Here is an 11,309-nt window from a genome sequence, read left to right on the forward strand (position 1 = left end):
GACCAGCGGTCGTTACCTACCGGGGCAGCGCACGACCGTTGGTCGTGCCGTGCGCCTTCAGCAGCGGCAGCGGATCGTACGCGCCATCGGCACCGTAGATCCCCCAATGCAGATGCGGCGGCGTACCGGCTGCATTGCCACTGTCACCGACGTAGCCCAGCACCGTCCCTTCGCTGACCACCTCGCCTTCGGCCAGTCCCTCGCGCCAATCCTCAAGGTGGGCGTAGTAGTAGCGCTCGCGCGCCGGGCCCACCACCCAGACCTGACGGCCGCCCAGTCCACTGTCGCGCACCGCGACCACCACGCCTGGCGCTGCGCTCCGCACCGGCGTGCCGCGCTTGGCGAAGATATCCACCCCGGCATGGGTGCGGTCCCGTCCGCGTGGTGCGCCGAACGTGTCGGCGATGCGCCGGGCCGCCACGCCTTCCACCGGCACCGGCAAGGCGCTGGGCGCCGGCATGCGTGCCAGCTCCCACATGGCGCGTGGTGCCTTCAGCCACTCGCTGTTCCACAGCGTAAGCAGCGCAATGCCCAGCAGCACGGGCACTGCCAACCAGATGATCCAGCGGCGCAGGGCAAACGCCGGCGAACGCGGGCGGGCAGGTGCCGCAGTGGCGGTTTCGAACTCGGGTGTTGGTGGTGACGTCATCATCCCAGCATCGCAGATGGCGTGTACACGGCACCTGTACGCCGATGCCCCTGACCGCCATGACATACTCGGCGGGCAACCGGCGCGCCGTCGCCGCTCCCCCGCCAAGGCCGCGCATGTCCGCAACCGCTACCTGCCCCCGCTGCACCACGCAGTTCGACGGCCGCAAGGCACTTCTGGGCGGGGGCATCCAACCCTTCCATGCCCCGTTTGCCAGGCGCGATGTCGCCCTGCGGGTGCGCTGCCCTTACTGCCGCCACGAATTCGCCACCACCGACGTGCGCCTGTTCGGCGGCCGGCTGTCACTCAACGGCTACCGGTTGGTGGCCGTCGGCCTGCTGGTGGTCTGCGCGCTGCTGGTGATCTGCCTGCCACCGCGCTGACCGGACGCATCATGGCACTGGCACGGCGTCCGGGAACGACCAGCGTCCGTCAAGTATCTCGGCGCGCGGGCGGTACAGCCGCACCATGTAGTTCCAGCCCGGGGTCGTGGGCAGGCAGTTCGGCACCTGGCCATCACAGCCACCGAACTGGATGTCCACCGTTCCGTCTGCATTCTTCTTCGCGGTCAGGTTGTTGAGGGAATAGGCGTTCTGCGGGTTCTTGTCGTAGTAGCCCTTGGCGTTGTAAAGGCTCACCGACCAGAACCCATCCACCGGGACATCCGCCACGTGCAGGCGGTACACCGTCTTTCCATCATTGCCGGTCGGCGTCACGTTGAGGTAGATCGCTTCGCTGTCCGGGTTGCCACCCCACGCTGTCGCAGCACCAATCAGCCGGCGTACCAGATCGGCCGTTTCGCGCGTGCCGAACATGCGGCGGGCATCCGGCAACGTCGACCCCAACGTCACCAGCGCATCCCGCACCTTGTCCTGGCTCACCGTGTCCCACCTGGGAACCTCGAAGCTGCCCGGGGCGGCCTGCTGGATCCTGATTGCGTCCTGCAGCGCATGCACCTTGGCCACATCGTCCGGATTGTTGGGATCCACCAGCGTGCGGAAGCCGACGACCACATAGCGGGTACCGTCCTTGCCTCGGCTCAGCGTGTAGGCGCCGGGCGTGTAGTTCACCTGGGTGGTGTACTGGTCCTCATCGATGACCTGCATGGACATGAAGCGATCACCGGCATCTGGAAGGGTGATGGTGACCGGTCCGGCATCCAGGTCGAACACCGCACTGGAATACAGCGTGTCCCGGTTCAACCGCACCACGGTCTGGTTGTCGATCGATGCCGGTTCGCGGTGATGGAAGAGCTTGCCCAGACCTCCTTCCTTCACCAGTGAAGCGAAGTAGCGGTCGGATTCTGCGCGTACGAAGTTGTCGGCGGTGACGGGGATGCTTCCTGGCGCCGGCGCGGGAGCCCCCGGCGCCGGCGCAGGTGTCGGCGTAGCGGGTCCAGGTGCGGTCGCCGGAGTCCCGGTCGCGGCAGGCGCGACGACGTCGGGTTCTCGTCGGCAGGCGGCCAGGGCCACGGTGACCGCCAGGACAGCCAAGGGGGCGAGGCGCATGTACGGCAGGGTGGCGTTGCTCACGTTGGAATCTCCGACCACGGGTGTTGGAGCGTAACAACGGTCGCCGGCACCAAAAAACAGTACTTCTACTGCGTTGATGAAGGCGGCGACTACAGGACTTTCCGCAACGTTGACATGTTGGGGGTGACCATCAGGGTACCCAAGTTTCCTGCGCAGCCCATGAGCACCCTGGCATCACCCCGTACAAGCAAGGTCATCCTGGTCGTCGAGGATGAGATCGAACTCTCCAGATTGTTCACTGAAGTCCTCAGTGGCGCAGGCTACACGGTCGTCCCGGCCTACTCGGTGACCGATGCGCTGTTCGCCCTGGCCGACCAACCTTTCGATGCGGCCATCCTGGATGTGGAGCTGCGCGACGGTGCGGTGTTCCCGGTGGCCGATCGCCTTGCAAGGCTGGGCACGCCCTATCTGTTCGCGTCCGCGGTTTACCTGCAGGCCATCCCGGCGGCACACAAAGCCATTCCGTTCGTTGCCAAGCCGTTTGAGGTAGACGAGCTGCTCGCGCATGTCGAGCGTGCCATCAAAACGGGCAAGGCCGCATAACCACCCGCTGCGAATACTAGACGACCGGTCTAATCGGGTGTACAGTGCGCTGCATGACACCGACCCCCGCCATCGACACCCTGGATGTCCGCGACAAGATCCTGGCCACCGGCCAGCGGATCATGGGCGGCAAAGGCTTCTCGGCCGTGGGGCTGAACGAAGTACTGACCGCTGCAGGCGTACCGAAAGGTTCGTTCTATCATTACTTCGGCTCCAAGGAGGCGTTCGGGGACGCGTTGCTGGAGGACTATTTCGCTGGGTACCTGTCCGAAATGGACCGCACCTTCAGCCAGCCCCGCCGAACCCGGGCGCAGCAGCTGGACGCCTATTTCAAGGCATGGATGGACAACCAGTCCTTCGAGGACTGCCAGGGCAGGTGCCTGGCAGTGAAGCTTGGCGCTGAAGTGGCCGATCTTTCCCAAAGCATGCGCGCAACGCTGCAGCGCGGTACCGCCGGCATCATCAGCCGCCTGGCAACGGTACTCGAAGCCGGTGCCCGGGAAGGCTCGCTGTCGTTCGCCGGCAATCCGCAGGCCATGGCGCAGAGCCTCTACGAGCTGTGGTTGGGCGCCAGCCTGATGGCGAAGATTGTCCGCAACCGCCAGCCGTTCGACAACGCATTGCGTACCGCCCACCACCTCATCCGCCCTGACTGACCGCAGCGGCGGATCCCTCACGCCCCGATGGGGTTTTTTTCACGCCGGCATTCTAGACGACCGGTCTACTGTAACCAACAACCCAACCAGGAGTGCCCCATGAATGTACTGATTGTCCTGACTTCCCACGATGAACTTGGCGCCACCGGCCGCAAGACCGGTTTCTGGCTGGAAGAGCTGGCCGCCCCCTATTACGCCTTCCAGGATGCCGGCGCGAAAATTACCCTGGCTTCGCCAAAGGGTGGGCAGCCGCCACTGGATCCCAAGAGCAACGAACCGGACTTCCAGACGGACCTGACCCGCCGGTTCGAGGCCGATGCCGCTGCCACCGCGCAGCTGGCCAACACCGTGCGGCTGGACAGCGTCTCGCAGGCCGATTTCGATACCGTGTTTTACCCCGGTGGCCACGGTCCGCTCTGGGACCTGGCTGAGGACCGCGACTCCATCGCGTTGATCGAGTCATTCATTGCCGCCAACAAACCGGTCGCCCTGGTCTGCCACGCGCCGGGCGTACTGCGCCACGTCAAGGCCGCCAATGGCAAGCCGCTGGTGGAAGGCAGGAAAGTAACCGGCTTCACCAACAGCGAAGAAGCCGGGGTCGGTCTCACCGACGTGGTGCCGTTCCTGGTCGAAGACACGCTGAAGGCGCTGGGCGGCGATTACTCGAAAGGCCCGGACTGGGGCTCGTACGTGGTCCGTGATGGCCTGCTGATCACCGGGCAGAATCCCGCTTCATCCGGTGAAACCGCGACGACGCTTCTCAACCAGCTGGCGCCTGCCAACGCCCGGTAACGCATGCACCGCGGCGAAGCAGCGCTTCGCCGCATCCGGTGTCCAGTAGTCAGCCTGTTGCACCCACGATTTCGCCATCTTCCTTGGTAAACGGCTGCGCGATGGGCGGCAGGATCTCCAGCACCACCTCGGACGGCCGGCACATGCGGGTACCGAGGTCGGTCTGCACCAGCGGTCGCTGGATCAGGATCGGGTGGGCCAGCATTGCATCCAGCAGGGCATCGTCGCTGAGTGACGGGTCATCCAGGCCCAGTTCCAGATATTGGCTTTCCTTTGCCCGGATGGCACCGCGCACGCTCAAACCCGCAGCGGCGATCAGCTCGACCAGGCGTGCGCGGGTCGGCGGCGTGAGCAGGTATTCAATCACCTCCGGCTCGATCCCGACGTGCCGGATCAAGGCCAGTGTATTGCGCGACGTGCCGCACCGGGGATTGTGGTAAATGACGGCGTTCATGCACTTTCCTCATTGAAAACAGGTTCAACGACACCAGCCGCGGCCGCCAGCGCGGCCGCTTCGGCTGCGCCTTTGCGCTCACTGTAGCGATCCACCAGGTAGTCACTGCGGCCGCGCACCAGCAGGGTGAATTTGACCAGCTCTTCCATCACATCCACAACGCGATCGTAATAGGCCGACGGCTTCATCCGCCCGTTCTCGTCGAACTCCTGCCAGGCTTTGGGCACCGAAGACTGGTTGGGGATGGTCACCATGCGCATCCAACGGCCCAGCACGCGCAGGGCGTTGACCACGTTGAACGACTGCGAGCCGCCGCAGACCTGCATCACGGCGAGCGTACGTCCCTGCGTCGGCCGCACGCTGCCTTCTTCCAGCGGCAGCCAGTCGATCTGGTTCTTGAATACCGCCGTCAGCGTGCCGTGCCGTTCCGGACTGATCCAGACATGGCCCTCGGACCACAGTGACGCCTGGCGCAGTTCCTGCACTTTGGGATGGGTGGCCGGCACGGCGTCGAGCATCGGCAGTGCGTGCGGATCGAACAGCCGGGTTTCCGCGCCCAGGTGTTCCAGCAGCCGCTGCACCTCCAGCGCCAGCTTGCGGCTGAACGACTGCGGCCGCAGCGAGCCGTACAGGATGAGAATGCGCGGGCGGTGCGGCGGCACGGATCCCGCTTCAAGCGCGGCGACCGAAGGGATGTCCAACGCATCGGGGACCAGATTGGGGAACGCTTCCACGGCTTGTCCTGCCTCAATGTTTCCATTATTCTAGAATTATGGAACATAAGCGCGCAACCACTGCCCTGGCGGCCTTGAGCCATGTCACCCGCCTCTCCATTTTTCGTCTGCTGGTGCAGGCCGGCAGCACCGGCAAGCTGGCTGGCGATATCGCACAGGCCATGGGCCTGCCTGGCGCCACCCTGTCGTTCCATTTGAAGTCACTGTCTGCGGCTGGTCTGGTCACTGCCGAGCAGCGTGGCCGGGCCATCTGCTACCGGGCTGACTTCCAGTCGATGAACGCGCTGGTGGCTTACCTGACTGAAAACTGCTGCGCCGACGATCAGCCCGTTGATCGGCCCGGCTGCTGCTGAGGCCCTTGACGTGGACAACCAACGCCCCCGCCTCTCCTTCCTTGATCGCTATCTCACGTTGTGGATATTCGCGGCAATGGCCGTCGGCGTTGGGCTGGGTGCGACGTTTGACGGCATCCCGTCCGCCCTCAACCGGTTGTCGGTCGGTACCACCAATGTTCCGATCGCCATCGGCCTGATCCTGATGATGTACCCGCCGCTGGCCAAGGTGAAGTACGAAGCGCTGCCAGAGGTGTTTGCCGACAAGCGCGTGCTGGCGCTGTCGCTGGTGCAGAACTGGATCGTCGGGCCATTCCTGATGTTCGGCCTGGCGGTGCTGTTCCTGCACGACTCCCCCGAATACATGACCGGCCTGATCCTGATCGGGTTGGCGCGCTGCATCGCCATGGTGCTGGTATGGAACCAGCTGGCCCGCGGCGACAGCCAGTACGTAGCCGGGCTGGTGGCCTTCAATTCGCTCTTCCAGATCGCGCTGTTCAGCGTGTACGCCTGGTTCTTCCTGTCCTGGCTGCCGCCGGTATTCGGCCTGCAGGGCAGCGTCATCGATGTCAGCATGTGGACCATTGCCGAGGCGGTGCTGATCTACCTGGGCATACCCTTCCTTGCCGGCTATCTCACGCGGCGCTGGCTGAAGGCGGCCAAGGGCACACAGTGGTATGAGCAGCGCTTCCTGCCCGCAATCAGCCCGATCACGCTGGTAGCGCTGCTGCTGACCATCGTGGCGATGTTCAGTCTGAAGGGCGGCGACGTGCTGCGTCTGCCGCTGGATGCGGTTCGCATCGCCATCCCGCTGACGCTGTACTTCATCATCCAGTTCGCCATCAGCTTCTTCATGGGCCGGTTGATCGCCAAGGACTATCCGCGCACCACCGCGATTGCGTTCACCGCTGCTGGCAACAACTTCGAGCTGGCCATCGCCGTGGCCATCGCCGCGTTCGGGCTGGCCTCGCCGGTGGGCTTCGCCGCCGTGATCGGACCCCTGGTGGAAGTACCGGTGCTGGTGCTGCTGGTGCAGGTGGCGCTGCGGTGGGGCAGCCGGTACTTTGCGGCTGGCACCCGCACGGGCGCGGCCATTTCCAGCGAGTGACAGCGCTCTACGCCGGCGCGTGATCAAAGCACTCGATCAACAAGTCGGTCAGCGCGCGCACCTTCAACGACGGGTGCTGGCCCGGCGGCCGGATGACGTAGATCCCGGCCGGTGGCGGTGGGTGGCGCGGCATCTCCTGCACCAGCGCACCAGAATCCCGATGCTCCCGGGTCAGTCCGTCGGGCAGCCACGCGATGCCCAGCCCTGACAGCGCCGCCGCCAGCAGTGCCGTGCCGTTGTCGGCCTTGAAGCGTCCCCTCGGATGCACGGTGACCACCTTATCGCCGTCCATGAACTGCCACGGCTCAGTGCCCTGCATCAGCGCTTCGTGCGCGCCAAGTTCGTCCGGGCTTTCCGGCGACCCGTTCGCACTGACATAGTCGGGGCTGGCCACCAGCCGCCCGTACAGCGGGCCCACGCAGCGCGCGACCAGATTCGAATCCGGCAGGTAACCCACGCGCACGCCGCAGTCGAAGCCCTCTGCCACCATGTCCACGAAGCGGTCGCTGTAGGGCGCATGCACATGCAGCTGCGGATGACGCCGCGCCATTTCCGCGAACACCGACGCGAAATGCGTAGGCCCGAAGGTCAGCGGCGCGGCAATGCGCAGGCGGCCACGTAACTCGCCATTGGGCAGGATCGCTTCCCGGGCTGCGTCCATCTCCGCACACGCGCGCGCAGCGTGCTCGCGGAACGTGGCGCCGGCTTCAGTGAGCGCCGCCCCACGCGTGGTGCGGGCGAGCAGTTGCACGCCCAGCTCCGCCTCCAGCCGGGCCAGCCGGCGGCTGACGATCGACTTGGCCACGCCCAGCCGGCGCGCCGCCGGGGATACGCCGCCGGCATCGGCCACGTCCACGAACGTCCGCAGATCTTCGATATCCACACTGCCCTCCCTGAGTCGCACTACAGCCTGACACAGCGAATGCCCATTCAGTGTTCCGGTTTCTGCGACACAGCTGGCCGCCTCGCGCGGCTACCGCCCTATAGCCAGCGATGACAAGGTCTGGGTTCGCCCTACCCCGACCCATACAGGAAGATGCCATGACGTTCCGCAACGGCCTTGACTCGCTGCTCCGCCCCGAAGATTCCGTGCTTGTGCTCATCGATCATCAGCCCTACCAGCTGGCCAACCTCAACAGCCACGACCCGCAGGCGGTGGTGAACAATGCCACCGCGCTGGCCAAGACCGCCAAGGCGTTTGGCGTGCCCACCATCCTCACCAGCGTCATCGCAGAGCGCGGCGGCCTCATCTTCCCGCACATCACCGATGTGTTCCCCGGCCAGGAGGTGATCGACCGCACCTTCATCAACACCTGGGAAGACCGCAAGGTGGTGGACCGGGTCAAGGCCACCGGCCGCAGGCAGCTGGTCATAGCCGGCCTGTGGACCGAAATCTGCGTGGCCATGCCGGTCATCCAGGCACTGGGCGAAGGCTGGGACGTCACCGTCATCACCGATGCCTGCGGTGCGGTTTCGGTTGAAGCGCACCAGGTTGCCATCCAGCGCATGATCGCCGCCGGCGCCAACGTGATGACCTGGATCGCGCTGGCCGGCGAATGGCAGCGCGACTGGGCCCGCCTGGAGCACGTGGCCGAAGTGACCGACGTGTTCAAGCAGCACGCCGCCGGCAGCGGCATCGCCTACCTGTGGGAGCAGCAGCTGCTCAACACCCCGGTGCCTGCTCCCACCGCTTGACCAGCGAAGCGGGACGCGAGAGGCCTCATACCTGCGTATGAGGCCATCGAACCGGTGGACGGTCCGGCGCATACCGGGAGATGGCTGTGGGCCGCGATGCCTGCGCGGATAGTAGGACTGCACCCGTTGCAGCCCCTTCCCACAGGAACGCCACCATGTCCGACATCATCATCACCGACCGCCAGCTCTCGTCCTCCGCCTACAGCGACGTCATCAACGCGCCGATCGGGAGGGTGGACATCGCCGACTGGCTGTTCAACCTGCCCGAAGCCGAGTACCAGCGCTGCTGTCCCCCGGACCATATCTCCGCCGGGAGCACCACGACCGATGATGGCCAGCGCATGTCGATCAACGTCGAGATGATCGGCAAGACCCTGATGGTGCAGCACTACGTGGCCGAGATCGCCACGCCCACCCTGTGCCGCATGGTCTCCACCTCCGATGCGTTCACGCCCAACGGCCGCACCCGCGTGCAGGTGATCTGGACGCTGAGCGTGAAGAAGATCGACGAGAACACGTGCGAGTACACCAACAGCGTGGTGGCCCACCCCACCCAGGCATTCCTCGATTTCATCGCCGAGCACGGCACACCGTTCGAGGAGGCCGCCGAAGCACGTCAGCGCGATGGGGGTGACCACAACGGCCGCGAGACGCCGCTGTTTGCCGCCAGCATCGAGCGGCGTGCACTGGGCAAGGCTGCCTGAAGGAGCAGGGAGGGCGCCGTCGAGCGGGAAACACGGCCACCCTGGTGGCCGTGCGCTCGATCAGATCCGCTTGACGGTCGATACGATCAAACGTTCCAGTTCAACCTCGGCGACCGCCTGCTCCACCGATCCGGCAGCGACCGCCTCGGACAACGACTCGGCGGCTCCAAGGATCGCCCAATAACCAGCCTCTGGCACGTCGCCCCCTGCTGCAAACCCGCCCAGCCATTCGGCGCACCTGGCAACGAAATCCTGTTGATAGCGCCGCTTTACTTCCATCAACTCCGGTGAACCCGCCAGCGCCGCCAGGATGCCCTGGATCTCACGGCCCTGCGACAACACGCAGGCGATGTAGCCCCCCGCAATCGCGCGCGCACGCTCCCGCAGCTGCGCCCTCGCCTTGCCGATGCGCTCTTCAAACACCGCCGTCTGGCGCTGGTCGTAGTCCTGGTACAGCGCGGCCAACAGGCCGTTGCGGGTGACGAAGTGGTCGTAGGCCACCGGCTTGGTGACGCCTGCCGCTTCGGCCAGGCGCCCCAGCGAAAGTGCGTCGGTGCCTTCTTCGCCCACCAGCGCCCACGCCACATCCAGCAACTGGCGGGCGCGCTGCTCACGCGGCAGGCGGCGGCGGGGTGGCACGGGGCGGGCGGGCATCGGCAGGACGTCAGGCAGCGGCAGCAGAAGCTCCAATGGTACGACCGATGCCGGCGGCCGTACGCAGATGGGCCTCGGCGGCGCCGCTGTCTGATTCAAGCATCAGGGTGGACGACTGCACGCGCGCGCCGCAGTAGTCGAAGATGCCCATGTCGATCTGGGTCTTCATGGCGGAACCGTAGCCGCGTCGCTCGATCATGCCGGCATCCGCGCCGCCAAGGCCGACCAGATGCACCTGCAGGCGCTGCAGCTTCTTGGCTACCTTGCCGTCTTCACCGTATGCATAGGCCCAGCCCTGGGTGAACACCCGGTCGATCCAGCCCTTGAGCAGCGCCGGGAACGACCACCAGTACAACGGGTAGACCAGCACCAGCGCATCGGCGCGATCAATGCGGGCGTGTTCGGCCGCTACGTCGGCGGGTGCCGCCTCCGTCTGGCGGAACAGGGCATTGTCGGCCGAGTTGAATCGGGGGTCGAAGCCCTCCGCCGACAGATCGGCAATCTCGATGGTGTTGCCCCTGCTGGCGGCGAGGATGGCATCGCCGATGCGGTGGGCCACCGCGCGGGTGAGAGAAGCGGGTTCGGGGTGGGCTACTACGATCAGGCTGTGCATGGGAAAGATCCTTGGAAGACGTTACCTACTAAAAGTAACATCGGCCTTTCGGATCACCAGTGCCATGGACGGAACGCTGGAGTTGCATTACCCACCCGTCGCGCCTTGCTTCTGAAGCCTGGCAGCTCCACCGGCTCCGGCGGACGGGCGTAGGCCGCCCCGGCAGCCGACGGGCACAACATAAAAACCACACTCCCCTGCATGGTGACGCTCCTTGGACTTCACCCGACCTCAGCTCGCGGTTCAGCGGCCGTCGAGATGTATGCGGCTCAGCATAGTTGGTGGGAGACCGGCCACCATAGATGGTGGCCGGTCTTTACCTAGGACCAACTCCAAGGGTCCCAAAGGCGCCGGGCGCCTAAGTCAGAGCACCTGTGAGCATCCCAACCGAATCAATTAAACCGGATCGCGGATTAGAACCAACCACCTGCAATCCTTCCAATTTGCCAAGACAATTGATTCTTTTTTTTCTTTAATATCAGCCGCTTGCGAACACAAAGTGGACCGGCCAGCCTTCCGTAGACATTCATGAGCCGTTTTGCGCGTAGCGCCGTTCAAACTCTACAGGGGCCAGGTTGCCAGCGAAACCGTGGCGTCGGATTGGGTTGTAAAACATCTCGATGTAATTGAATACATCCGAGCGAGCCTCGTCCCGGGTCGGGTAGATCCGTCGCTTGATCCGCTCCTTCTTCAGTGCACCGAAAAAGCTCTCAGCCACCGCGTTGTCATGGCAGTTTCCACGCCGACTCATGCTTGGAACCATGCCATTCTGCTTCAGCAACGATAGCCAATCGCTGCTCGTGAACTGGCTGCCTTGGTCAGAGTGGATGATCAGGCCTGCAG

The 11,309-nt window shown here is 64.9% G+C and carries 16 protein-coding genes; 8 read left to right on the forward strand and 8 right to left on the reverse strand.

The window, feature by feature from the left end:
• Positions 1–16: 16 nt before the first annotated feature.
• Positions 17–649, reverse strand: a complete 633-nt coding sequence (locus ACGFZ3_RS07905) for a M23 family metallopeptidase (RefSeq protein ID WP_392918815.1) — start codon at positions 647–649, stop codon at positions 17–19.
• Between the two features lie 116 nt (positions 650–765).
• Here ACGFZ3_RS07905 and ACGFZ3_RS07910 point away from each other — a divergent pair, with 116 nt between their 5' ends.
• Entirely contained in the window at positions 766–1,032 is a 267-nt protein-coding gene (locus ACGFZ3_RS07910; protein WP_392918818.1) for a hypothetical protein, read from the forward strand.
• A 9-nt stretch (positions 1,033–1,041) separates the two neighbouring features.
• Here ACGFZ3_RS07910 and ACGFZ3_RS07915 read toward each other — a convergent pair whose 3' ends face one another.
• A complete protein-coding gene (locus ACGFZ3_RS07915) occupies positions 1,042–2,181 on the reverse strand; it encodes a DUF1254 domain-containing protein (RefSeq protein ID WP_392918821.1) in 1,140 nt (379 codons plus the stop codon).
• A 159-nt stretch (positions 2,182–2,340) separates the two neighbouring features.
• Between ACGFZ3_RS07915 and ACGFZ3_RS07920 the strand changes: the two genes are divergently transcribed.
• From ACGFZ3_RS07920 to ACGFZ3_RS07930, 3 genes are all read left to right on the forward strand, one after another.
• Complete coding sequence (locus tag ACGFZ3_RS07920) at positions 2,341–2,724, forward strand: response regulator (RefSeq protein WP_392918824.1); 384 nt, start codon at positions 2,341–2,343, stop codon at positions 2,722–2,724.
• Positions 2,725–2,777: 53 nt separating this feature from the next.
• Positions 2,778–3,380, forward strand: coding sequence for a TetR/AcrR family transcriptional regulator (locus tag ACGFZ3_RS07925; RefSeq protein WP_392918827.1), 603 nt, complete (start codon positions 2,778–2,780; stop codon positions 3,378–3,380).
• A gap of 99 nt (positions 3,381–3,479) precedes the next feature.
• On the forward strand, positions 3,480–4,172 hold the full coding sequence (locus ACGFZ3_RS07930) for a type 1 glutamine amidotransferase domain-containing protein (protein ID WP_392918829.1): 693 nt from the start codon (positions 3,480–3,482) through the stop codon (positions 4,170–4,172).
• A 49-nt stretch (positions 4,173–4,221) separates the two neighbouring features.
• On the opposite strand, the gene arsC is transcribed toward ACGFZ3_RS07930, so the two are convergent.
• Together arsC and arsH are read right to left on the reverse strand one after the other, a co-directional pair.
• Complete coding sequence (gene arsC, locus ACGFZ3_RS07935; RefSeq protein ID WP_392918832.1) at positions 4,222–4,626, reverse strand: arsenate reductase (glutaredoxin); 405 nt, start codon at positions 4,624–4,626, stop codon at positions 4,222–4,224.
• Positions 4,623–5,360: an arsenical resistance protein ArsH gene (gene arsH, locus ACGFZ3_RS07940; RefSeq protein WP_392918835.1), complete on the reverse strand. Its 738-nt coding sequence runs from the start codon at positions 5,358–5,360 to the stop codon at positions 4,623–4,625. The genes arsC and arsH overlap by 4 nt, the downstream gene beginning before the upstream one ends.
• 38 nt (positions 5,361–5,398) lie before the next feature.
• Here arsH and ACGFZ3_RS07945 point away from each other — a divergent pair, with 38 nt between their 5' ends.
• Together ACGFZ3_RS07945 and arsB are read left to right on the forward strand one after the other, a co-directional pair.
• Positions 5,399–5,713 (forward strand): ArsR/SmtB family transcription factor, encoded by a 315-nt coding sequence (locus tag ACGFZ3_RS07945; protein WP_392918838.1) that lies wholly within the window; start codon positions 5,399–5,401, stop codon positions 5,711–5,713.
• A 10-nt stretch (positions 5,714–5,723) separates the two neighbouring features.
• Positions 5,724–6,800: an ACR3 family arsenite efflux transporter gene (gene arsB / locus ACGFZ3_RS07950; RefSeq protein ID WP_392918841.1), complete on the forward strand. Its 1,077-nt coding sequence runs from the start codon at positions 5,724–5,726 to the stop codon at positions 6,798–6,800.
• A gap of 7 nt (positions 6,801–6,807) precedes the next feature.
• On the opposite strand, the gene ACGFZ3_RS07955 is transcribed toward arsB, so the two are convergent.
• Positions 6,808–7,683, reverse strand: a complete 876-nt coding sequence (locus ACGFZ3_RS07955; RefSeq protein ID WP_392918844.1) for a LysR family transcriptional regulator — start codon at positions 7,681–7,683, stop codon at positions 6,808–6,810.
• 158 nt (positions 7,684–7,841) lie between these two features.
• Here ACGFZ3_RS07955 and ACGFZ3_RS07960 point away from each other — a divergent pair, with 158 nt between their 5' ends.
• Together ACGFZ3_RS07960 and ACGFZ3_RS07965 are read left to right on the forward strand one after the other, a co-directional pair.
• Positions 7,842–8,495 (forward strand): hydrolase, encoded by a 654-nt coding sequence (locus ACGFZ3_RS07960; protein ID WP_392918847.1) that lies wholly within the window; start codon positions 7,842–7,844, stop codon positions 8,493–8,495.
• 155 nt (positions 8,496–8,650) lie between these two features.
• Entirely contained in the window at positions 8,651–9,199 is a 549-nt protein-coding gene (locus tag ACGFZ3_RS07965) for a hypothetical protein (RefSeq protein ID WP_392918849.1), read from the forward strand.
• Between the two features lie 60 nt (positions 9,200–9,259).
• On the opposite strand, the gene ACGFZ3_RS07970 is transcribed toward ACGFZ3_RS07965, so the two are convergent.
• From ACGFZ3_RS07970 to ACGFZ3_RS07980, 3 genes are all read right to left on the reverse strand, one after another.
• Entirely contained in the window at positions 9,260–9,853 is a 594-nt protein-coding gene (locus tag ACGFZ3_RS07970) for a TetR/AcrR family transcriptional regulator (protein WP_392918852.1), read from the reverse strand.
• Between the two features lie 10 nt (positions 9,854–9,863).
• Entirely contained in the window at positions 9,864–10,466 is a 603-nt protein-coding gene (locus ACGFZ3_RS07975; protein WP_392918855.1) for an NAD(P)H-dependent oxidoreductase, read from the reverse strand.
• A gap of 526 nt (positions 10,467–10,992) precedes the next feature.
• Positions 10,993–11,309: IS3 family transposase (locus tag ACGFZ3_RS07980; RefSeq protein ID WP_392918858.1), on the reverse strand; the 317-nt coding region annotated here is incomplete at its 5' end.

This window comes from Stenotrophomonas sp. NPDC047960 (assembly GCF_043204395.1).
In the GTDB taxonomy this organism is placed as follows: domain Bacteria; phylum Pseudomonadota; class Gammaproteobacteria; order Xanthomonadales; family Xanthomonadaceae; genus Stenotrophomonas.

Excerpts from the sequence above, each read along its gene's own strand:
- ACGFZ3_RS07975 (WP_392918855.1), bottom strand. The coding sequence starts at position 10,466 with ATGCACAGCCTGATCGTAGTAGCCCACCCCGAACCCGCTTCTCTCACC.
- ACGFZ3_RS07965 (WP_392918849.1), top strand. The coding sequence starts at position 8,651 with ATGTCCGACATCATCATCACCGACCGCCAGCTCTCGTCCTCCGCCTAC.
- ACGFZ3_RS07910 (WP_392918818.1), top strand. The coding sequence starts at position 766 with ATGTCCGCAACCGCTACCTGCCCCCGCTGCACCACGCAGTTCGACGGC.
- ACGFZ3_RS07970 (WP_392918852.1), bottom strand. The coding sequence starts at position 9,853 with ATGCCCGCCCGCCCCGTGCCACCCCGCCGCCGCCTGCCGCGTGAGCAG.
- ACGFZ3_RS07945 (WP_392918838.1), top strand. The coding sequence starts at position 5,399 with ATGGAACATAAGCGCGCAACCACTGCCCTGGCGGCCTTGAGCCATGTC.
- ACGFZ3_RS07925 (WP_392918827.1), top strand. The coding sequence starts at position 2,778 with ATGACACCGACCCCCGCCATCGACACCCTGGATGTCCGCGACAAGATC.
- ACGFZ3_RS07920 (WP_392918824.1), top strand. The coding sequence starts at position 2,341 with ATGAGCACCCTGGCATCACCCCGTACAAGCAAGGTCATCCTGGTCGTC.
- arsC (WP_392918832.1), bottom strand. The coding sequence starts at position 4,626 with ATGAACGCCGTCATTTACCACAATCCCCGGTGCGGCACGTCGCGCAAT.
- ACGFZ3_RS07960 (WP_392918847.1), top strand. The coding sequence starts at position 7,842 with ATGACGTTCCGCAACGGCCTTGACTCGCTGCTCCGCCCCGAAGATTCC.
- ACGFZ3_RS07905 (WP_392918815.1), bottom strand. The coding sequence starts at position 649 with ATGACGTCACCACCAACACCCGAGTTCGAAACCGCCACTGCGGCACCT.
- ACGFZ3_RS07930 (WP_392918829.1), top strand. The coding sequence starts at position 3,480 with ATGAATGTACTGATTGTCCTGACTTCCCACGATGAACTTGGCGCCACC.